This window comes from Amycolatopsis sp. NPDC102389 (assembly GCF_044765885.1).
GTDB lineage: Bacteria > Actinomycetota > Actinomycetes > Mycobacteriales > Pseudonocardiaceae > Amycolatopsis.
Map to the genome: position 1 here is coordinate 49,042 of NZ_JBIWKX010000013.1, position 20,680 is coordinate 69,721.

The following is a 20,680-nucleotide window of genomic DNA, read 5'->3' on the forward strand; positions in this document are numbered from 1 at the left end:
GTGAGTGGCAAGTGGGGTTCTAACGACACTTATCACTCACGACCCCACTTGAAAACCGTACATATACGCACCAAGTGGACCCCAGGCTGCCCACAGACGTCCTTTGTGGACACTCAGGGGAAATGCAGACTTACAGGACACGACCTAGCGCGGCTTCAGGGCTGGATGTTCTCCAGGTCTTTCAGCAGGCTCGGGTGCCGGGGAGTCCAGCCGAGCGCTTGGCGGGTGTGGGCGCTGGAAGAAGGCTGATCGGCCGCGAAGATGACGCCGAGGGGGCCGTAGGTCTCCACCGGCACGGACTCGACGGGCAGGCCCAACCGCTCGCCGATGACCGCGGCGATGTCGCGCACCTGGTCGCCCTCGTCGTCCACGGCGTGCCAGGCGGTACCGGCTTCGGCCTTCTCCAGCGCGAGCCTGAAGAGGACCGCCGCATCGAGGGCGTGCACGGCAGGCCAGCGCTGGGTGCCGTCGCCCGGGTACCCGGACACACCGCTCTGGCGCGCTATCCCCGTCAGCACACCGGCGAACCCGCCCGCGCCCTCGTTGTGGACCGTCCTCGGCAGGCGGACGGCCGAGCTCCGGACTCCGCGTGAAGCCAGCTCCAGGACCCCGGTGACCGCGCGACCGCGACCGCCGACCGGACCGTCGGTCGGAATCGGGTCGAGCTCGATGGAGGCGCGGCCCGGCGTGGCAGGCGTCCCCGAACAGGTCACGAAGGGGCGGCCGGTGCCGACGAGCGCCTCACCGAGGGTCGCGAGGGCGGCGCTTTCCTCGGCGACCGCGCTCGCCAGGGCTTCGGGGCTGCTGAAGTCGTTGGCGAAGGCCAGATGGATCACGCCGTCGGCCTGAGCGGCGGCGGTCCGCAGGACATCGAGATCGGCCAGGCCGCCCCGGATCGGCTCGGCGCCGGCGACCGAGACGGCCTGAGCCGAGGCCTCGGAGCGGGCGAGTGCGAGGACGGTGTGACCGTTGCCGAGGAGCTCGGCGACCACGGCGGACCCGACCAGGCCGGTGCCGCCGGTGACGAAGACGTGCATGAACTCTCCTGTAAGTGACGGGACTCTTGTCTCATCACTATACCAGCGTGACGGGACAAGAGTCCCGTCACATAGAATGGGCCCATGGGTCGATGGGAGCCGGACGCACGTGAACGCCTGGTCGTGGCCGCCGTCGACCTGTTCACCGAACAGGGTTACGACGCCACGACGGTCGTGCAGATCGCCGAGCGGGCGGGCGTCACCAAGAGCACCTTCTTCCGGCACTTCCCCGACAAACGCGAACTGCTGGTCGCCGGACAGGAAACGCTGAGCCGGCTGTTGACCGAAGGGATCGCCGAGGCGCCCGCCGAGGCCAGTCCGCTCGATGCGGTCGCCGCGGGGCTCATGCGCGCGTCGACCGCGATGGGCCCGATGAGCCGGGAGATCGCTCCGCGACTGAAAGCCGCGGTCGCCGCGAGCGCCGAACTTCAGGAACGAGACGCCCTCAAGAGCGTCAGCCTCGCGGCCGCCATGACCGCCGCCCTGGTCGCCCGCGGCGTGCCCGATCCGACCGCCGCCCTCGCCAGCGAGCTCGGCGTCCTCGCCTTCAAGCGGGGATACGCCGAATGGTCCGAAGGCGACCGCGCTCCCGAGGACGACTTCGCCACCTACCTGATCAAGGCCCTCGACGAACTGCGCGCCGCAAGCGCGTCTCTCGGCTGACCGAAACCAGGTCAGGCGCCGTCGACGTGCCAAGCGTCGGCGACGAGGTCGACCGCGCTGCGCGCCGGGTCACGGGCCGCGTGATCGTAAACGCCGCTGGTGGTGTCGATACTGGCGTGCCCCACGTCGGCCTGCACGTGTTCCAGCGAGGCCCCCGCCTCGACCGCGGCGGTCACATAGAAGTGCCGCAGCGCGTGGGGATGCATCACCTCGGCGACGCCGGCCAGGTCCGGACCGCCGGCCGCGGCGATACGACGCAGGAGCTGCCAGATCGCCTGCCTGGCGAACCGGCGGCCGCCACGGGTCACCAGCAGGGGCCGATCCGAGGGCTGGGTCCGGCGGCCGACGCCGGTCACCACGGCCGTCCCCGTACCGTCGGCGCGCAGCGCAAGGTACTCCAGCAGTGCGCGCTCAGCGGGCACACTCAGATACACGATGCGGACTTTCCCGCCTTTGCCTCGCACGCGTAGCGCCCGCCGCCCCCGCGTGACGTGCACGTCGGCGTCATCGAGCCCGCACAGCTCACTGACCCGCAACCCCAGCGTGAACAACGCGACGACCGCGACCGAGCGCGCGACATCACACGCACTCGCGCCCCGCCGCGGTGTCCCCGCCGCCTGGTACAACGCCCCGACCTGCCGGGTCGTCAAGGTGACCGTCGCCGACGTGCTCGCCGCCGCCGCGGCCAGCCCCAGCCGCCTCCGATCCAGCGCCGCCGGATTCGCCGCCACCAGACCCGCGTCGGCCAGGGACGCGTACATCGTCTTCACCGTGGCGAGCATCCGGTCCCGTGTGGACGGCGCCGCCCCCGCCTCTTCCAGGGCCTGCAACCACGACTTCACCTGTGCCGAGGTCGCCATCGTCGGATCCACTCCGTTGGCCGCGCACCACCGAAACCAATGACAGGCCCGTAACCGGCCCCGGCCCGCAGGGGGAGGTCCTGTCCGGCCCGACGGCTTGGCCGCGGGCGCGCTGATGACGGCCTGGGCGTAGGCGGCCAAGGCGTCGGCCCACCGATCCTCGGTCCGGGGCCGCATCCAGGCGCCGAGGTCGGCGGAGCTCACCGGCAGCCCCAGCCCTTCCGCGTAGGTGCGGCGGGTCTGCTGGTTGCCGTATCCGGTCAACCACTCCGTGATGCCGGAAAGCAGACCGGCCGGATCCGCGACCCCCGGCCAGACTTCACTCTCTCCCAAGGGTTCGCCGGGGGAGAGGGCGGAGGAATCGAGGGCGGACAGGAGCTTCACTGTCGGCCGGTCATGTCGATCATCCGATCACCGTAGTGGTCGTGCCGGATACGCAAGAACGCAGGAACCGCGCGGGTTCGGACCGTCACCGTGACGAAACGGGGCGATCATCCGACATGGCGAACGGAGAGTGTTACCGGCGGTAACGGCAAACGCGTTTTCAGAACGGTCGTTGAGGCGCGTTTTCTGGGCTGTTCACGGCTCTTTCGGTTCTCCCAAGAGCCCGATCGGAACTTAGCTACAAAATGTACCTTCTGTAGCTAAGTTAGGTTGTAGTTACGGTTATAAATACCTAAGTTAGAGGTTTCATAACTGACAAGGTAAGGTTCGGGCATGGTCGAGAACGACGGTGCGGTCGCCGAGGAACGTGTGCCCGAGCAGGCACGATGCGGGTTTCGCAAGTGCCGCGAGCCGCTGCCGCCGCCGGGGCCGCGCGGTGGGAGGCCCTACGAGTTCTGTCCTGAGCGGACGTGGCCGGGTGGAAAAAGCTGCAAGCAGCTGGCCGCGGCGGAGCAGGCCCTGCGGGAGGCGCTGGGCGATGAGGCCGTGCCGTCCGCGGCCCTGACGGACGCAGGCCAAGCCTTCGATCAGGCCGCCGCCGCGGTGACCGGCCCTCTGCGCACGTTGAGCAACGCGCTCGACGCCGTCACCGCGCATCTGCGCGACGAGGTCGCGGCGGCTGTCGGTCAAGCCGACGCCGCCCATGCGGCCGCGGCGGAAGCCGACCGGCAACGGGACGCCGCGCTGCAGCGAGCAGCCGAGGCCGAGCAGGTGGCCGAGACCGCGACGGAAGCAGCACGAGTCGCTGAACGGGCTGAGCTCCGGGCCAGAGCGATCGCGGACGAGGCGGTCCAGGCCCGGTCCGCCGCCCAGTTGGCTCAAGCGAAAGCGGAGTCGGCCACCGCCGTGATCACGCAGCGGGCACAAGAGGTCGCCGAAGAAGCGGCCGAACAGCGGACGCGGGCCGACAAGCTGGCCGCCACGCTCTCGGCCCGGGGCGAGGAACTGGCGACACGGACCGCCGAACGAGATGCCGCGTTGACCGCGCTGGCCGAGTCGGACGAGCGTCGCAAGACATGGGAGCGGCTCGTGGACACGCAAAAGCGCGAGCTGACCGCGGAGCTGGACGCGGTCCGGGGGGAACTACGGGATCAAGACGTCCGCCATCGGGAAGCTCTCGCCGAGCAAACGGCACGCGAGACGGCCTCGCGCACGCAACTCGCGGACGTTCAAACCGAACTGACCGCCGTGCGGGGGCAACTCGCCGCGGCTCAGCTTCGGGTCACCCAATCCCAGGCGCTGCACGACCAGATCACGGCGACGCTGTCCCGTATCCGCCAACGCGCCCTCGCCGCGACAGAGGAACCGTCGGCGCCGCTTCGAAACGACCTACTGGGGATTCTCCTCGGCGACGACGCAGAAGAGACGCCGGCGTCGAGGGATCCTGACCGCCCGGCGGTGTGAGGGCGTGCGTGCCGGTACCGTCTCCCAACATGGACGTATCGGCCTTCGTGCGGCTTTTCGGCGGGGGAGACATACGCGTGAAGCTGGACTGGCAACGCGTCGCCGAAGAATGCGTCGTAGAGGAACGGTTCACCTGTTCCCGCGAGGAACTCGGGCAGTTGTGCACTGTGTGGTACGTCGACGAGTTCGGACGCGATGCCGGCTACGACTACGAAGGCGCCCGTCCGTTACGGGTGTCCGAAGTCGAGATCACCGAAGCAACCTGGCCTCCCGCTCGTGCCTCGATGATCGCCGCCCTGCGACGCGACTACGCGAGCGCGGACTCGACCGTCACCCTGACACTTCCGGCTTATCTCGTCGGTGGCGAGGTGGTGCTGCTCGACGGCAACCACCGCGCGGCCGCGGCGTACCTGGCCGAGGCCGATACTTGCCTGCGGCTCTACCTTCTCAGTGGCCCAACGGATTCCGAGGTGTTGCCCGATCTCGGACACTACTCGAGCTAGGACACGTCCTCTTCGGGGCGCCGATCGCTGACGGGATATCGAGCCTCTGCTTCGCGCATAGCGAAGTCGAATGCCAGGTTACGCAAGGCCTCGTTCTGCTCGATCTTGCGCAAGCGCAACACGGAGATCAAGATCGCGACGCAGATGAGCACCGCACAGGGCAGCGCGAGGATCTTCAGCACGACCGGAGTGCCTGACAACACGGTCGCGTCGAGAGCGAGTACGAGCACGGGCAAAAGGGTCGACACCAGGATGTTGATCTCTGTCTCGATGATGTCGACGCTGAGCGTGGGAGCGCGCCCACGAAGCCACAGCTTGCTGTAGGCGAACAGATTCAACGAATCACCGGACCGATGGCCGCCGCCCACCGGCAGGTCTCGATCGGGTGTGCCGTCTCGGCGTGACTCGTCAGGATCGAGGTGGCGCAAGATCGGGTGCAACTCGGCGAGGCGCTCGGCGAAGTCGTCCCCGAAGGAACCCCGGACTCTGGTCCACGATGCCTCGAGGGTGGGGGCGGCATTGCGGCGGGTGAACCGTTCCAGCAGCGCGGTGAGTTTGAAACCGACTTCCCTGCTCAGGTAGCCGACCACGAAGCTGGCCGCGACGGTCGCCAGGACGAGGACAAAAGTGCCTGCGCCCTTGACGTCGGCCAAGGTGTCCAAGGTGAAGGCGATGTCGGACCGGCCGCGTCTGACGAGGTGCACGCACAGAACTACCAGTTCGGTCACCAGCACGGCTCCGGGAAGGAGCACGCTCGTCAGGTAGATGGCGGCGTAGGAGCTGAGCCTGCTCGGTGCGGACTTGACGGCGAGTCCGCTGACAGGCTCCATGCGCTTCGACTCTAGCCGGGCTTGACTGGTCGGAATAGCGCCGATAGCACCAGTGAATACTCCTTGGCGACGGGATGTTCGCTACTGGATCAGATCGCCGAGCCTGTCCAGCCCTTCCTTGATCCGATCGTCGATGCGCCGGTACGCGTCCGCCCCCGTGACCAGGCTGTCCGCGACGCCACCGACCGTTTCCACCCCGGCCGTCAGCCGATCGCCCGCCGCCGTGACGTACTTGGTCAGCGTGTCGCTGAAGGCGGTGGCGGCGGGAACATCGCCGAGCAGACGAGACACCAGTTGCAGCCGCGACATCGCGCCGGCCGCGGTGCTCAACGTCGACGTCGCCCCGTCCAAAACGCCCGCGGCACCGACGAGCGAATCGGGATCGGCTTCGTACCCGGCGTCGCCGGGGGAGAGCGCGCCATCGGGGTCGAGGCCGAGTTCTTCCAGGGAGATCCTGGTGAGCTCCGGTTCGTCCCACTTCGAGCCGGGGTTCTTCTGATAGCCATACGCACCGGATTCGTGCGCCAGCACGATCTCCCCGTCGATTTCGACGGCTTCCTCGACGCCGTGCGAGTCATAGCCGTCTTCGTTACCCGGCTCGCCGCCCTCCAGCTCGATCTCTTCACGATCGTTGAAGTCGTACCACTCGGGCGTCCGGTCCTGCCGGTAGAACTTGCCGCTGTGCCCATCGGAAGAGGAGAAGATGAACTCGTCGTCGCGCACCACGACGCCCTGGACGTTGTTCGGTGTCTCGATCGGGTCCCCTGCCCTGTCCGGCTGAGGTGAGCCGTCCGGGCCGACCGGGACTTCGTAGAGCCGGTTGTTGCTGTAGTCGCCCACGAAGAGTTTGCCCTGCGCGTAGGTGACGTAGCTGTGGGCGGGCGTATCGACCACGTCCACGGCGTCGACCGGTACTCCGCTGTCCTGCGCGGCGTCGAGTTCGGCCTTGTCGTAGACGTACACGTATCCGTTGGACGACACCCAGACGTGCTTGCCGTCCGTCGCGACACCGCCGGTGTGCGTGGGCGCGCCGACCTCGCCGTTGCCGTTGAGGTAGACGTTGCCCGATTCCACTCCCGTCTCGTAGTCGACGTAGGTCAGCCTGCTCGGGGTCAGGCCAGGACCGATCGGGCTGTCGCCGGACCCGTCTCCGTCGCCGTCGTGGTACGAGCCGACCAGCAGATTCTCGCCGTCGTAGGCCAAGCCCTGGGAGGTCCACGGCTCGCCTGGGTCGACGCCGCTGATGTCGGCGTTGCCCTCGCTGTCCCAGCCCTCGCTTCCGGCGCTGTCGGTCGTGGCCGCCAGCGCGTTGAGCCTGCTTTCGTAGGTCTGCTGGGCGACGGTCAGCGCCCGGATGGTCTTCATCGCGATCTCCGGCGCTTCGAGGAGGTCGGTCAGGCCGAGCTTGCGCCAGGGTGCGATGGCGGTGTCGGCCGAGGCCCGCAGCGCGGAGTACGCCTCCGCGGCGCCATTGACGGCCGCCTCGGCGGTGTCGAGCTGGGTGTACACCTCGGCGACGGTGCGTGAGGACTGTTTCGCCTTGCCGACGAACTCCGCCGCCGCCTTGCCGCTCCATGACCGTGCCGCTCGCAGGGCGCCGTCGGAGATCCCGTCCGCGACGGTCTGCAACGACGTCTTGGCGTCGGCGATCGTGGCGCCGACCTCGGCGATACCCGCCGCGTCCCCCGATGTGAGCTTGGCGTAGAGCGGTTCGGGATCAAGGAACGGCATCGGTTCTCCTCGGGTCGTGCGCGTTCAGACGCCGGTACGCCGACACCGGTTCCCCCGCATCACCCACCCCTGTCCGGGGTCAGGCCAGCATGCCGCCGTCCACCCGCAGCACCGTCCCGGTCACGTAGGAGGCGCGGTCACTCAGCAGCCACGCCGCGGCCTGCGCGATCTCCTCGGGCTCGGCCACGCGTCCCAGCGGGGTCTGGGCGTTGAGCCGCTGCAGGATGTCCGGCGAGCTCGCGACCCACTCGGTGAACATCTCGGTCAGCGTCGTGCCGGGCGCGACGGCGTTGACGCGGATCCCTTCCGGGCCATAGGTGGCGGCGGCCGAGGCGGTGAGGCTGTTGACGCCGCGTTTCATCGCGCCGTACGCGGGCAGTTCCGGGTTGGCCATCAGGCTGCCGACGCTGGTGTTGTTGACGATGGCCCCGGTCTTCGCGGTGGCCCGGATCGCCTCGATCTCGGCGACCATCGCCAGCCACGGGCCCTTGAGGTTCACCGCGTAGATGTGGTCGAAATCAGCCTCGGTCACCTGGTCCATCGGCCCGGGCGGCACGTTGGTCGCGCCGTTGTTGAACGCGACGTCGAGCCTGCCGTGCAGCTCCACGGCGCGGTCGACGGCGGCGCGGATGCTCGACGCGTCGCCGAGGTCGCACACCACGTGATCCGCGACGCCGCCCTCCGCCCGGATCTCCTCGGCCACCGCCTTCAGCTGGGACTCGGTACGGGCGGCGAGCACGACACGGGCGCCTTCCCTCGCGAACAGCCGCGCGGCGGCGGCGCCGATACCGCGGCCGGCACCGGTGACGAAGGCGACCTTGCCGTCGAGCAGGCCCGAAACAGTCGTTGTGTTGGTCATGGCACCGAGAGTTCTCCCGCCGTCGTCGCCTATCCAGGCATCGGCGGTACCTGGCTGGCGGACCGCCATCGTCCACACTGGAGTGGTGGACAGACGACAACTGGCGGACTTCCTGCGCAGCAGGCGCGAGCGGATCGCTCCCGCCGACGTCGGCCTTCCCGCCGGGCCCCGCCGCCGCACCCCTGGCCTGCGGCGCGAGGAGGTGGCGCAGCTGGCGTTCATCTCGACCGAGTACTACACGCGGCTGGAGCAGGCTCGCGGTCCACGTCCCTCGCGTGAGGTGCTGGCCGGGCTGACCAGGGCGCTTCGGCTGTCGGACGTGGAACGCGCTCACCTGCACCATCTCGCCGGCGCGCCACCGGGACCGCCGCCCGGTCCGTCCTGGGAGGTCCGGCCGAGCATTCTCGCGCTGCTGCACCGTCTTCCGCAGGCGGCGGCGATCGTGCTGTCGGCGACCTACGAGGTGCTCGCCTGGAACGACCTCGCCGCGGCGCTGATGGAGGACTTCTCCGCGCTGCCGCGGCGGGATCGCAACCTCGTGCGCCGCGCGTTCCTCGGGCCGCGGCCGGAGGGGAGGCGGCTGTACGGGGTGTCCGATGTGGACGAGTTCGCGGCGAGCGCGGTCCGGAATCTGCGGGCCACCGCCGGCCGCTATCCCGACGATCCCGAAGTCACCGGGCTGATCCGGGAACTCCTCGACGGCAGTGAGGAATTCGCCCGGCTGTGGGCCGCGCACGACGTCTGCGCCGCGCCCACGCTGTGCAAGACGTTCCGGCATCCGGTGGTGGGCCCGGTCAGCGTGAACTGCGATGCCCTCGACATCAGCGACCGGGACCAGCAGGTGGTGATCTACACCGCCGACCCCGGCACTCCGTCGGAGGACGCGTTGCGGCTGCTGTCGGTCGTCGGGACGCAGCGGATGGACGCCCCGCTCTGAGCGTTTGTAGGTTCCCTCGATACCAGTGGGTCGATCCTCAGGGCGATCGCGAGCGCGAAGCGGCCGGCCGGATCGTCGATCGTGCCGCCGAAGAGTGTCCGCAGCTGCCGGATCCGGTACCGGACGGTCTGGACGTGGACGTGCAGCTCGACGCCGATCGCCTGCGGCTGATCAGGCCGCGCGAGCCAGGCCGCGAGGGTCGTGGTGAGCCGTTGCCTCGCCGGTTCGGGCAGGCCTGCCAAGGGCGCGAGGACGTCTTGTGAGAACTCGGCGGCGAGTTCGGGATCGGCGGTCAGCAGCAGATCGATGCGGTGATCGGTGGTGTGGACGAGGGGCCGGTCGCCGAGCGCGCCGGTGCGGGTCAGCCGCCACAACGCGCCCGCCCGGCGGGCACTGAGCGCGGCCGAGCGCAGTGGCACGATCGGGCCGACCCCGGCCTGGTCGTCGCCGAGCAGATCCCGCAACCGGCCGAGGTACCACTCGAGGCGGTCGGCGGGCATGACCACGGCGGTCAGGTCGTGGTGACGTCCGATCAGCACCCGCCCCGGCATCCGGTCCAGCAGCTGTGGCGCGACATCGGCGCTGGTGACGGCGACGACGAGCCGGTCGGGCAAGACCCACGTGGCTTGGGTCGCGGCGTCGTCGAGCATGTCCGGGGTGGTGGCCGGTTCGGCGAGCAGGAGACCCAGGAGCCGGTCGCGCCGTGCTTGCCCGGCCCGCGCCGCCTGTGAGCGTGCTTCGGCGTATCCGTCGGCGGCCGCGGCCGAGAGTTCCGCGATGAAGGCGAACAGTGCCTCACCGAGTTCGACGATCGCCTGGGTCGGCAGATCCACCGCCGGTGCGGCCGAGGTGAGCTGCCGCCAGACTCCCAGCGCCGCCGACTGGTAGAAGCCGAGCATCTCCTCGAGGCTGCGGCCGGCGGTGTGCTGGGCCCGGCCCTGCGCCCGGTAGACCTCCCGGTCGGTGGTGATGTCGGGATGGCCGATCTCGCTGAAGAAGGCGTGCAGCGCGACGTCGAGGGTGACCTGGAGGTTCGCCGCCGTCCGGTCGTCCAGCGGGGTCCGCAGCCCGGCGCGGACCTGGTCCATCGCGGCGGACGCGATCGCGGCGGTGTCGGGCTCCAGCCGGGTCAGCACCGTGGCGTCGAGCCTGCGCCAGGGCTGTGCCGACGCCTTCGTCATAGAGGGAACCTACAAAACTCCGATCAAGAACGCGCGCCTCCGTTCTAGTGGTTCTCCCCGGCACGGCGGACGCTGACCGCAGCATTCGACGACGCATGCAGGAGGCGGCAGTGACACGCTGGGGAACATTCGCCCGGATCGCCGCGGTGGCGGGCACCGCACTGACCCTCGCCGGAATCGGGACACCGGCCCTCGCCACGGAGGCGCGGCAGGTGTACGTCGCGATGGGTGACTCGTTCTCGGCGGGCTCGGTGGTCCTGCCGCAGTCCGATCTGCTCACCTGCGCCCGGTCGGCGATCAACTACGCGGGCCTGCTGGCGAAGCAGATCGACGTCGACGAACTGCGCGACGTCACCTGCGGCGGCGCGACCACGACCCATTTCACCAACCCGCAGAAGGGCATCGTCTCCGGCACCAACCCGCCGCAGTACGACGCGCTCTCGGCCGACACGACACTGGTGACCGTCGGCATCGGCGGCAACGACATCGGCTTGGTCGGGCTCGCGACGTCGTGCGTGAACCTGCTGCCGGTGGGCGCCTCGTGCAAGGCGGCCAACACCACGGGCGGGGTGGACAAGTACGCCACCAAGATCGACGCCTTCGCCGCGACCTACGGCACGGTGATCGAACAGATCCGCCAGCGCGCGCCGCGGGCCGAGATCGTCATGGTGGGCTACCCGACCGGGATCAAATCCGGCGGCTGCTGGCCGCTCGTCCCGGTCCTGCCGCAGGACGCCGACTACATCCAGGCCAATATCGACCGGCTCAACGCGCGGATGGCCGAGCAGTCCGCCGCGCACGGCGCGAAGTACGTCGACATCCGGACGCCGAGTATCGGCCACGACGCCTGCCAGCCGATCGGCGTCAAATGGATCGAAGGGCTCATCCCGTCGGTGGTGAACAACAGCTTCGCCCCGCTGCACCCGAACGCCGCCGGGCTCGCGGCCGTGGTGCCGCGGATCCGCGAGGTCCTGTAGCGCCGCGCAGCCGAGCCTCGTGAGTGGCCCTCTGTCTGTGAAGGCCTCCTTGAGGGACTCTGGGTCCCTCAAGGAGGCCTTCACGTACTTCAGCGGGTCGGGAAACGCTCGCGATCAGGCGGTCGGCGCCCAGTACAGGAGCCGGTTCGGGGAACCGGAGCCCGGGTTGGTCACCTTGCCGGTGGTGGCCGCGTTGATCAGCGCGGTGGCCACCTGCGCGGGTGTGGCGGTCTTGTTGTTCTGCAGGAAGCGGGCCGCGACGCCGACCACGTGCGGGGTCGCCATCGAGGTGCCGCTGATGGTGTTCGTCGCGGTGTCGTTGGTGTTCCACGACGACGTGATGTTCGTGCCCGGCGCGAAGATGTCCACGACGCTGCCGTAGTTGGAGAAGCTGGAGCGCGCGTCGGTGTTGGTGGACGAGCCGACGGTGATCGCCTGGGTCACGCGGGCGGGGGAGAAGCCCGACGCGTTCGCGTTGGAATTCCCGGCGGCCACGCCGTAGGTGACGCCCGCGGCGATCGACCGGCGGACGGCGTCGTCGAGGGTGGTGGAGGCACCGCCGCCGAGGCTCATGTTGGCGGCGGCCGGTTTGACGTGGTTCTTGGTGACCCAGTCGATGCCCGCGATGACCCCGGCGGTGGTGCCGCTGCCGGAGTTGTTGAGCACGCGGACGCCGTAGACGGTGGCGCCCTTGGCGATGCCGTACTGGGAACCGGCGATGGTGCCGGCGACGTGGGTGCCGTGGCCGTTGCCGTCCTGCGCGACGGCGTCGTTGTCGACGAAGTCGTAGCCGTTGCGGGCGCGGCCGCCGAAGGTCTGGTGGCTGATCCGCACGCCGGTGTCGATGACGTAGACGTTCACGCCCGCGCCGGTGCTGGTGTAGCTGTATTTCTTGTCGAGCGGGAGGTTGCGCTGGTCGACGCGGTCGAGGCCCCAGGACGGCGGGTTGGTCTGGGTCGCGTCCGCGTGGACGACCTGGTTCTGCTCGACGGACGCCACCGAGGGGTCGGCGGCGAGCCGCTTGGCCTGCCTCTCCGACAGTGTCGCGGAGAAGCCTTTGAGCGAGCTGCTGTAGACCTGCTCCACCTTCGCGCCGAAGCGGTTCGCCAGCGCGCCCACGACGCCGGTGTCCTTCAGCGTGACGATGTAGCTGTTCGGGATCGCTTCGGCGGATCCCGCGGCGAGGATCTGTCCTTCGGCGGCTTGCGCGGGAGTGGCGGTCACGCTGATCGCCACTGCGACCGCGCTCGCCATTCCGGCACGCGACAGCCAACGCGTTTGTCTCGTCTCTCGCATGTGTTCGTCCTGTCGTTCGCAGGGGACCGGCCGGTCAAGACCACAGCGGCGGAAAGCGGTCCAGCTCGACCGCATGGGACGGCACCTGCCGGATCCCACGAAGATCGAGGTTATGGAGCGTTCGACATGTCCGATATCGACTGAATGGGGCAGGACCCGACCTTCGTCTGGCGGCCATTGGCGGCGGGTGCCCTGCACGGAAAGTGCTCTCCGTACGCTGTGGCTGAACACCTTCCCGAGTTTCTGGAGCCCGAACCACCGTGCCAGACCTTTCCAGCCTGCGAGCCGACTGCGAGAACTGCTTCGGCCTGTGCTGTGTCGTCCCGGCCTTCGCGGCTTCGGCCGACTTCGCGATCACCAAACCGGCGGGCCAGGCGTGCCCGAACCTGCGCGAGGACTCCCGGTGCGGCATCCACGACAAGCTCCGCAAGAAGGGCTTCACCGGCTGCACGGTCTACGACTGCTTCGGCGCGGGCCAGAAGGTCTCCCAGGTCACCTTCGACGGTGAGGACTGGCGGAAGTCGCCGAAGACGGCGAAGACGATGTTCGCGGTCTTCCCGGTCATGCGGGATCTGCAGGAACTGCTCTACTACCTCACCGAAGCGGCCTCGCTGCCGACGTCCGCGTCGATCCGCGAAGACCTGGCCGAGATGATCGACCGGACCGAGCGGATGACGCTGGACACGCCCGGCGTGCTGCGAAAACTGGACGTCCAGCCGCATCGTGCCGCGGTGAACGGGCTTCTGCTGCGCGCGAGCGAGCTCGCCCGCGCCGCCGCGCCGGGCAAGAAGAAGGACCGGCGCGGCGCCGACCTCATCGGCGCGAAGCTCAAGGGGACGAACCTGCGCGGCGCGCTGCTGCGTGGGGCGTACCTGATCGGCGCGGACCTGAGGGGAGCCGATCTCCGGCAGGCCGATGTCACCGGGGCGGATCTGCGTGACGCCGACATCCGCGGCGCGGATTTCCGTGACGCGCTCTTCCTCCTCCAGTCGCAACTGGACGCGGCGAGGGGCGACGCCACGACGAAACTGCCGGACGCGCTTTCCCCGTCTGCGCATTGGTAAGCGTCTACCCCGTGTGGACGGACAGCTCTCCCGGAGTGTCGGCCTGGATGATCGCCGCGTTGTAGACCGCGACATCCGGTTCGCCGTGCTCGTGTGCGGCGGCGTCGAGGGCGGCTTTGAAGGCAGCCTCGTCGGTGACGTCTGCCCGGTCCCGAGCTCGGCGGCCAGCGGCTCCAGGGTCGCCGCGCCGCAAAGTGTTCACCGGGTGAGCGGTTTGGCTGCGAGACTGGGTGCATGCGTGCCGATCGCCTGGTGGCCACCCTTCTGCTGATGCAGGCACGTGGTCGCGTCACGGCTTCAGAGCTGGCGGACGAGCTGGAGATCTCGGTCGCCACCGCCCGGCGTGACCTCGAGGCGTTGTCGGCCGCGGGCGTGCCGGTGTACCCGCAGCCCGGCCGGGGCGGCGGATGGTCGCTCGTCGGCGGCGCGCGGACCGACCTCAGTGGACTGTCGGCGCCGGAGGCTCAGGCGCTGTTCCTGCTCGCCGGCCCGGCCGCGTCGATCTCGCCCGACGTGAAATCCGCGCTGCGGAAGCTGGTCCGGGCCCTGCCGGACACTTTCCGTGCCGACGCCCAGGCCGCCGCGGACGCGGTCGTCATCGACCCGTCGCGGTGGGGCGAGCGGGAGAAGGAACGGCCTGAACCGCTCACCGTGCTGCAGTCCGGGATCGTGCGCCGCCGCAAAGTCCGCTTCGGCTACGCGAAGAAGGGCACGGAACCGGTGGAGCGGGTCGTGGATCCTTGGGGGCTCGTGGACAAGGACGACATCTGGTACCTCGTCGCGGGCACCGAGAAGGGGCAGCGCACCTTCCGCGTCGACCGCATGTCCGACGTCGAGGTCGTCGACCTGCCCGCCGAGCGTCCGGACGATTTCGAACTGTCGCGGGCGTGGGAGCAGGTGGTCGACCGGGTCGAGCAACGGCGTTCGGGGCTGGACTCGACCGTGCTCATCGCCGAACGGCATCTGCCGATCCTTCAGGACCACTTCGGACGGCAGGCGCACGTCGAGGAGACACTCGACGACGGGCGCGTGCGGGTGACGGTGTCGGCTCCGGCGGCGTGGATGATCGCCCGGCAGCTCGCGGGCTGGGGCTCGATGATCGAGGTACTGGGCCCGCCCTCGGTCCAGGAGGAACTCGCGCGGATCGGCGCGGAACTGGTCGAGCGTTACGCGGCCCCGGTGCGGTAACCCTGCGGGCTGACGCCGTGTTCGCGTTTGAACGCGGTGCTGAGCGCGAACGAACTGCCGTAGCCGACCTGCCGGGCGACCGCGCCGATCGTGACGTCCGGGTGCTGGCGCAGGAGATCCGCGGCGAGCGCGATCCGCCAGCTCGCGAGGTAGGCCATCGGCGGTTCGCCGACCGCGGCGGTGAACCGCCGGGCGAACGCGGCACGGGAGATCCCGGTGTCGGCCGCGAGGCTCGCCACGGTCCACGGTTCGGAAGGCTTGTGCTGCAACAGTTTCAGCGCGCGCCCGACGACCGGATCGCTGTGCGCGCGATACCAGGCGGGTGCGGCGGCGTCGGGCCGGTCGAACCAGGTTCGCAGCGCGGCGACCAGGAGCAGGTCGAGCACGCGGTCCAGGACGGCTTCCTGACCGGGGGTGTCCTTGACGATCTCGCCGGCGAGCAGTGTCACCAGCGGGTTGTCCCACTCCTCGTCCCGGACGACCAGCAGCGGCGGCAGCGCGTTGAGGAGCCGTTTGCTGATCTCGCCCTCCAGCGGATAGGTGCCGGTGAGCAGGACGACGGGGCCGTCCGGATCGTCACCCCAGGTGCGGACGCCGAGATCCGACAGTTCGGTGAGGTGTTTTCCGTCCGGGGTCAGGCATTCCTGTCCCGGCAGGATCATCGCCTGCGGTGGGGTGGCCGGGTCGTCCGCGACGAGATACGGGTCCGGGCCGCGGGCGATGGCGATGTCTCCGGTGCCGAGGCGGACCGCGTCCCCGTGATCGGGCACGACCCAGGACTCACCGCGGACCTGCGCGATCACCGTCAGCGGCGCTTCGTCCTCGATCCGCAGCGACCACGGCGGGGTCATGACCGACTTCAGCAGGAACGCGCCGCGGGCGCGGGGTCCGTCGAGCAGACCGGCGAGAGGATCCATGCCGAGAAGTGTAGACGATGAAACATGGAAGAGAGTCTTTGAACTATGTTCCGTCTCATCCGTAGGCGCTTGACTAGTGCCATGACGAACACGAAGAACAACGAGACGGTCCTGGTCCTGGGTGCGACGGGCAAGACCGGGAGCCGGGTCGCGCAGCGGCTGACCGACCTCGGGATCGACGTCCGGAAGGCCTCGCGGCCGGCGTTCGACTGGGACGACCGGTCGACCTGGACGGCCGCGGTCACCGGAATCAGCGCCGCCTACCTGACCTACTACCCCGACCTCGCCTTCCCCGGTGCCGCCGAAGCGATCCGCGACTTCTCGAAGCTGGCCGTGGACCACGGTGTCCGGCGGCTGGTCCTCCTGTCCGGCCGCGGCGAAGAGGAAGCCGTCGTCAGCGAACAGGGTGTACGGGACTCCGGTGCCGAGTGGACGGTCGTGCGGGCCAGCTGGTTCGCGCAGAACTTCAGCGAGCACTTCCTGCTGGAACCGGTGCTCGCGGGGGAGATCGTGCTGCCCGCCGGGCCGGTGACCGAGCCGTTCATCGACGTCGAGGACATCGTCGATGTCGCGGTGACAGCGCTGACCACCGACGGGCACGACGGCAAGGTGTACGAGCTGACCGGCCCCCGGCTGCTGAGCTTCGCGGACGCGGCCGCGGAAATTGGCAAGGCTTCGGGGCGGGATGTCCGGTACGTTCCGGTCTCCGCCGCGGAATTCGCCGCGGGAGCGGCCGAACAGGGCGTGCCGGAGGAGGAGATCGAGGGCCTGACCGACCTGTTCACGCGAATCCTCGACGGCCGGAACTCTTCGCTCACCGGTGACGTCGAGCAGGTGCTGGGCAGGCCCGCGAGGGACTTCTCCGAATACGCCACGAAGGCCGCAGCGACTGGGGTATGGAATCGATGAAACGAGCTGGAATCGGAAGGGAGGCGACAGGAATGGTGACGCTGAGCGAGATCGTCCTGATCGCGGCCGTCATCACGGCGGGGTTGATCGCCGGCTTGTTCTACGCCTACACGTGTTCGGTGATGCCGGGGCTGGGGCGGGCGGACGCCCGGACATATGTGACGGGGATGCGGGAGATCAACATCGCGATCCTCAACGGCTGGTTCGCGCTGAGCTTCGGCGGCGCACCGTTGCTCGCCGCCGCGGCGGCGGCGCTGCACTTCCGCTCGGAACTGCGGTCGGCGCTGCCGTGGATCATCGCGGGATTCGTCCTGCTGCTGGTGATGCTGATCGTGACGATGGCGATCAACGTGCCGCTGAACAACGCGCTCGAAGCGGGTTTCGACGGCGACAACACCGACTTCGAGGCACTGCGCGCGAAGTTCGAGGGTGTCTGGGAACGGTGGAACCTGGTCCGGACCTTGGCCGCGATCGGCGGCTTCGGCGCTCTGGTCGGCGGGCTGATCGCACACGTCCGCGCCTGACGCAGGTCGGGAAAGGGTCGTTCAGGACGAAAAACGTCTTGGACGACCCTTTCCCGACGTCAGGCGTCGAGCAGTGCCAGAAGCTGCGGGGCGAACGCGGCGGCCTCGGCGGCGAACCCACCGTGGTCGCCCGGGAAGTAGGCCGGTTCCACCCCGAGACGGCCGGCGGCCAGCACCGCCGCCTCGTGCGCGGGTTGCCCGGCCGAATCCTTCCCGACACCGACGACGATCCGGGTCCCCGACGCCTTCAGCGCCTCGTAATCCGGAGTGAAGTCCCCGATCATCTTCATCAAGTGCACGACGAAGAACTCCATGTTCTTCCGCATCTCCGGCGGGAGCGCGCTCGCGTCCATCTCGAAACCCGCGTCGGCCATGAACTTCGCCATCGCCGCCTCGATGCCGTGCTTACGGTGCAGGCGCAGCAACTCGTCCGGGTCACCGTCAGGCTGGCCGGGCAGCAGGGTCGTCAGCGGCGGCTCGTGCGCCAGGAGCGTCTTCACCCGCCCGGGATGGCGGGTGACGAGTTCGAAGGCCTGCATGCAGCCACCACTGGACGCGAAGATCACCGCGGGTTCCGTGCTCACGCTGTCGAGCAGGCGCAACGCGTCGTCGGCGTGGACCTCGATCCGTTGCTCCTCGTCCGGATCGTCGAGGACGCTGCGGGAGATCCCGCGCGGGTCGTAGGTGATCACCGTGTAGTGCTGCGCGAGCAGGCCCGCGATCGGAGCGAACATGGCGGAATCGGCCGCGCCACCGGGGATGCACAGCAGTACCGGACCGCTGCCGGTCACGGTGTGGTGCAGCCGGGCGCCGGGGACGTCGAGAACGGCCATCGGGATGACCCCTTCCTCTTCTTCGGGACTTGTCGCCCACCGACGAACGGCGACGCCGGGAACAGACAGCCGGAAGTCAGGAGATCTCGGCGAGTTTTCCCGACAGGTAGGCGCGCTCGGCGTCGGTACCGGCGAGCGCGAGCGCCTCGCGGTATGCGTCGGCCGCCTCCTCGCGCCGGTCGAGCCGCCGGAGCAGGTCCGCGCGGGTCGCGGGAAGCAGGTGGTAACCGGCGAGGCCGTCGTCCGCCGTGAGCTCGTCGACCAGTGCCAGCCCGGCCTCGGCACCTTCGGCCATGGCGACGGCGACCGCGCGATTCAGCTCGACGACCGGCGAGGGCACGAAACGCAGCAGTTCCCCGTACAGGGCGGCGATCTGCGCCCAGTCGGTGTCGGAAGCGCGGACGGCCGTCGCGTGGCAGGCGGCGATCGCGGCCTGGATCTGGTACTGCCCGGGAACACCACGACGGAGCGCGGTCTCCAGCAACTCCGTGCCCTCGGCGATCTCGGCGGTGTTCCAGCCGCCGCGGTCCTGGGCTTCGAGCGAGACGAGCGTGCCTTGACCGTCCACACGGGTGGCGCGGCGCGCGTCGTGCAGGAGCAGCAGGGCCAGCAGTCCGAGGACCTCCGGTTCACCCGGCATCAGGCTCACGAGGATGCGGGCGAGCCTGATGGCCTCCGCGGACAGGTCGGGCCGGAGCAGATCGGTGCCGGCACTGGCCGAGTAGCCCTCGTTGAACAACAGGTACAGCATCCCCAGCACCGCGGCCGTGCGCTCGGGCAGCAGATCCGCGGGCGGGACCCGGTACGGGATGCCCGCCGTGCGGATCTTCCGCTTCACCCGGACCAGGCGCTGCGACATCGTCGCCTCGGAGACGAGAAAGGCGCGGGCGATCTCGGCGGTGGTGAGCCCGGCCAAGGTCCGCAGCGCGAGCGCGACCTGCCCTTCGAGCGGCAGCGCGGGATGACAGCAGGTGAAGATCAACCGGAGCCGGTCGTCGTGGACGCCGCTCTCGTCCCGATCCGGCTCGGCGGGCGCGTTCAGTTCGGCGGCTTCGCGTAGTTTCGCCGCGCCGACCGCCTCTCGCCGGATCCGGTCGGTGGCGCGGTTGCGTGCCGTCGTCGTCAGCCAGGCGCCGGGTTTCGCCGGGACGCCGTCGCGGGGCCAGGTGCGCAACGCGAGCGCGAACGCCTCCTGGAGGCATTCCTCGGCCAGGTCCCAGTCGCCGGTGACGCGGATCAGGGTGGCGATCACCTGGCCCGATTCCTCGCGGAACGCCCGGGTGATCGCGGCGTCGAGTTCGGAAGTCACCTGAGCAGCCCTTCCAGCAGCGGCACGACCTTCTCCGGCGCCGGGTACGCGGTCACCTCGTCCCGCAACCGCCCGGCCGCCTCCCGGTAGGACGGTTCCCTCAGCACCGTGGACACGGCGTCGCGGATGTCCTCCGGTGTCGCGTGGATGACATCGAGGACGGTGCCGAGCCCGAGTTCGGTGACCCGATCGCCGTTGTGCGGCTGGTCGGCGCCCATCGGGAGCAGCACCATGGGCAGCCCGTGGGCGAGCGCGCCGAGCAGGCTGCCCGAACCGCCGTGGCTGAGGACAGCGTCGCAGTACGGGAGGACGTCGTCCTGCGGCAGGTAACGCGTGAGATGGATGTGCTCGGGCTGAGGACCGAACTCGGCGGGATCGACGAGGTTCCCGACGGTCACCACACAGGTCGCGTCGACCTCCCGCAGGCCTGCCAGCGCCCGGGCGAACAGATCTCCGGATTCGGTGTTGAAGATCGTGCCGAGGGTGAAGTAGACGGTGGGGCGGCCTTCCACGTGCCACTCCGGCACCCGCCCGCGACCGGGAAGCGGACAGTGGAACGACCGCGCGGTCGACGGCAGCGGGAACCGGGGATCGCGGAAGCTCGACGGGAACGGGGAAAGCACGAGGTGGCGGTACGCCATCTCCAGGTTTCGTTGCGGCGGGAGACCATGGACGGCGCGGACCTCGTTGAGCGCGTCGTCGATCAGCTCGGCGCGGATGAGAACGCCCGCCGCGATCACCAGGACGGTGGCGTGGGGGAGACCGAGCCCCTCGGCGGCGATCATCGCACCGTGATCGGCTTCGTCGCAGACGAGCAGATCCGGCTTCCACTCCTCGCAGAGCGCCATGACGTCCTTCGCGCGCCGGGGCGCGGTGCGGCGGACGAAACCGTCACGGAGGTCGCTGTCCTCACGCTCCCGGTCGACGGCGAGCAACGGGCGAAGTCCACCGCCGGCACTGCCGAGATTCGGCCCCGACGGGAACGCGGTGAACCCCGTCGCCTCGACGATCGGGACCATCAGCGGTTCGCCGGTGAACGCGATCGTGTGCCCGGCGTCGGCGAGGGTGCGGGCGAGGGGGAGCAGCGGCTGGAAGTGGCCGTTGCCGCCGGCGAAGGTGAACAAGACACGCATGTCAGCGACCCTATCGGCGGGACCAACCGGTTTCCCGGTGTCGCCTCGCGTCTCGCGCGGGCGGACGGCGCTACCCTGCTG

At 69.4% G+C, this 20,680-nt stretch carries 21 protein-coding genes; 9 read left to right on the forward strand and 12 right to left on the reverse strand.

Annotated features, from left to right (window positions below):
• Window positions 1–155 precede the first annotated feature (155 nt).
• Entirely contained in the window at window positions 156–1,037 is an 882-nt protein-coding gene (locus ACIRGA_RS14400) for an SDR family oxidoreductase (protein WP_400940835.1), read from the reverse strand.
• 84 nt (window positions 1,038–1,121) lie between these two features.
• On the opposite strand from ACIRGA_RS14400, the gene ACIRGA_RS14405 reads away from it, so the two are divergent.
• The gene (locus tag ACIRGA_RS14405; RefSeq protein ID WP_400940837.1) at window positions 1,122–1,700 is read left to right on the forward strand and encodes a TetR/AcrR family transcriptional regulator; all 579 of its coding nucleotides are present in this window, start codon (window positions 1,122–1,124) and stop codon (window positions 1,698–1,700) included.
• Between the two features lie 11 nt (window positions 1,701–1,711).
• Here the strand turns inward: ACIRGA_RS14405 and ACIRGA_RS14410 are convergent, their stop codons facing one another.
• Entirely contained in the window at window positions 1,712–2,944 is a 1,233-nt protein-coding gene (locus tag ACIRGA_RS14410; protein WP_400940839.1) for a tyrosine-type recombinase/integrase, read from the reverse strand.
• 333 nt (window positions 2,945–3,277) lie between these two features.
• Here ACIRGA_RS14410 and ACIRGA_RS14415 point away from each other — a divergent pair, with 333 nt between their 5' ends.
• A complete protein-coding gene (locus ACIRGA_RS14415; protein ID WP_400940843.1) occupies window positions 3,278–4,408 on the forward strand; it encodes a response regulator receiver protein in 1,131 nt (376 codons plus the stop codon).
• A 29-nt stretch (window positions 4,409–4,437) separates the two neighbouring features.
• Window positions 4,438–4,911, forward strand: coding sequence for a hypothetical protein (locus tag ACIRGA_RS14420; protein ID WP_400940846.1), 474 nt, complete (start codon window positions 4,438–4,440; stop codon window positions 4,909–4,911).
• Here the strand turns inward: ACIRGA_RS14420 and ACIRGA_RS14425 are convergent.
• The 3 genes from ACIRGA_RS14425 to ACIRGA_RS14435 form a co-directional block, all read right to left on the reverse strand.
• A complete protein-coding gene (locus ACIRGA_RS14425; protein WP_400940848.1) occupies window positions 4,908–5,741 on the reverse strand; it encodes a hypothetical protein in 834 nt (277 codons plus the stop codon). The genes ACIRGA_RS14420 and ACIRGA_RS14425 overlap by 4 nt on opposite strands.
• Before the next feature lie 81 nt (window positions 5,742–5,822).
• Window positions 5,823–7,472, reverse strand: coding sequence for a WXG100 family type VII secretion target (locus tag ACIRGA_RS14430; protein WP_400940850.1), 1,650 nt, complete (start codon window positions 7,470–7,472; stop codon window positions 5,823–5,825).
• A 79-nt stretch (window positions 7,473–7,551) separates the two neighbouring features.
• Complete coding sequence (locus ACIRGA_RS14435) at window positions 7,552–8,331, reverse strand: SDR family NAD(P)-dependent oxidoreductase (protein WP_400940853.1); 780 nt, start codon at window positions 8,329–8,331, stop codon at window positions 7,552–7,554.
• An 85-nt stretch (window positions 8,332–8,416) separates the two neighbouring features.
• On the opposite strand from ACIRGA_RS14435, the gene ACIRGA_RS14440 reads away from it, so the two are divergent.
• Window positions 8,417–9,268 carry a helix-turn-helix transcriptional regulator gene (locus ACIRGA_RS14440; RefSeq protein WP_400940855.1) on the forward strand — a complete coding sequence of 284 codons (852 nt, stop codon included), beginning with the start codon at window positions 8,417–8,419 and terminating at the stop codon, window positions 9,266–9,268.
• Here ACIRGA_RS14440 and ACIRGA_RS14445 read toward each other — a convergent pair.
• A complete protein-coding gene (locus ACIRGA_RS14445) occupies window positions 9,181–10,449 on the reverse strand; it encodes a PucR family transcriptional regulator (protein WP_400940856.1) in 1,269 nt (422 codons plus the stop codon). The genes ACIRGA_RS14440 and ACIRGA_RS14445 overlap by 88 nt on opposite strands.
• A 146-nt stretch (window positions 10,450–10,595) precedes the next feature.
• Between ACIRGA_RS14445 and ACIRGA_RS14450 the strand changes: the two genes are divergently transcribed.
• Window positions 10,596–11,426, forward strand: coding sequence for an SGNH/GDSL hydrolase family protein (locus tag ACIRGA_RS14450; RefSeq protein ID WP_400941092.1), 831 nt, complete (start codon window positions 10,596–10,598; stop codon window positions 11,424–11,426).
• A 114-nt stretch (window positions 11,427–11,540) separates the two neighbouring features.
• Here the strand turns inward: ACIRGA_RS14450 and ACIRGA_RS14455 are convergent, their stop codons facing one another.
• A complete protein-coding gene (locus tag ACIRGA_RS14455; protein WP_400940858.1) occupies window positions 11,541–12,680 on the reverse strand; it encodes a S8 family peptidase in 1,140 nt (379 codons plus the stop codon).
• Window positions 12,681–12,982: 302 nt separating this feature from the next.
• Between ACIRGA_RS14455 and ACIRGA_RS14460 the strand changes: the two genes are divergently transcribed.
• Window positions 12,983–13,786 (forward strand): pentapeptide repeat-containing protein, encoded by an 804-nt coding sequence (locus ACIRGA_RS14460; protein WP_400940860.1) that lies wholly within the window; start codon window positions 12,983–12,985, stop codon window positions 13,784–13,786.
• A 4-nt stretch (window positions 13,787–13,790) separates the two neighbouring features.
• On the opposite strand, the gene ACIRGA_RS14465 is transcribed toward ACIRGA_RS14460, so the two are convergent.
• A complete protein-coding gene (locus ACIRGA_RS14465; RefSeq protein WP_400940862.1) occupies window positions 13,791–13,988 on the reverse strand; it encodes a hypothetical protein in 198 nt (65 codons plus the stop codon).
• 32 nt (window positions 13,989–14,020) lie between these two features.
• On the opposite strand from ACIRGA_RS14465, the gene ACIRGA_RS14470 reads away from it, so the two are divergent.
• Complete coding sequence (locus tag ACIRGA_RS14470; protein ID WP_400940864.1) at window positions 14,021–14,974, forward strand: helix-turn-helix transcriptional regulator; 954 nt, start codon at window positions 14,021–14,023, stop codon at window positions 14,972–14,974.
• Here the strand turns inward: ACIRGA_RS14470 and ACIRGA_RS14475 are convergent.
• Entirely contained in the window at window positions 14,953–15,891 is a 939-nt protein-coding gene (locus ACIRGA_RS14475) for an AraC family transcriptional regulator (RefSeq protein WP_400940866.1), read from the reverse strand. The genes ACIRGA_RS14470 and ACIRGA_RS14475 overlap by 22 nt on opposite strands.
• An 81-nt stretch (window positions 15,892–15,972) precedes the next feature.
• Here ACIRGA_RS14475 and ACIRGA_RS14480 point away from each other — a divergent pair, with 81 nt between their 5' ends.
• Window positions 15,973–16,800 (forward strand): NmrA family transcriptional regulator, encoded by an 828-nt coding sequence (locus ACIRGA_RS14480; RefSeq protein ID WP_400940869.1) that lies wholly within the window; start codon window positions 15,973–15,975, stop codon window positions 16,798–16,800.
• Window positions 16,801–16,832: 32 nt separating this feature from the next.
• Window positions 16,833–17,324 (forward strand): DUF1772 domain-containing protein, encoded by a 492-nt coding sequence (locus ACIRGA_RS14485; RefSeq protein WP_400940870.1) that lies wholly within the window; start codon window positions 16,833–16,835, stop codon window positions 17,322–17,324.
• A gap of 59 nt (window positions 17,325–17,383) precedes the next feature.
• Here the strand turns inward: ACIRGA_RS14485 and ACIRGA_RS14490 are convergent, their stop codons facing one another.
• The 3 genes from ACIRGA_RS14490 to ACIRGA_RS14500 form a co-directional block, all read right to left on the reverse strand.
• Complete coding sequence (locus ACIRGA_RS14490; RefSeq protein WP_400940873.1) at window positions 17,384–18,157, reverse strand: alpha/beta fold hydrolase; 774 nt, start codon at window positions 18,155–18,157, stop codon at window positions 17,384–17,386.
• Between the two features lie 76 nt (window positions 18,158–18,233).
• Window positions 18,234–19,466, reverse strand: coding sequence for an RNA polymerase sigma factor (locus ACIRGA_RS14495; protein WP_400940875.1), 1,233 nt, complete (start codon window positions 19,464–19,466; stop codon window positions 18,234–18,236).
• Window positions 19,463–20,599: a glycosyltransferase gene (locus tag ACIRGA_RS14500; protein WP_400940877.1), complete on the reverse strand. Its 1,137-nt coding sequence runs from the start codon at window positions 20,597–20,599 to the stop codon at window positions 19,463–19,465. The genes ACIRGA_RS14495 and ACIRGA_RS14500 overlap by 4 nt, the downstream gene beginning before the upstream one ends.
• Window positions 20,600–20,680 lie beyond the last annotated feature (81 nt).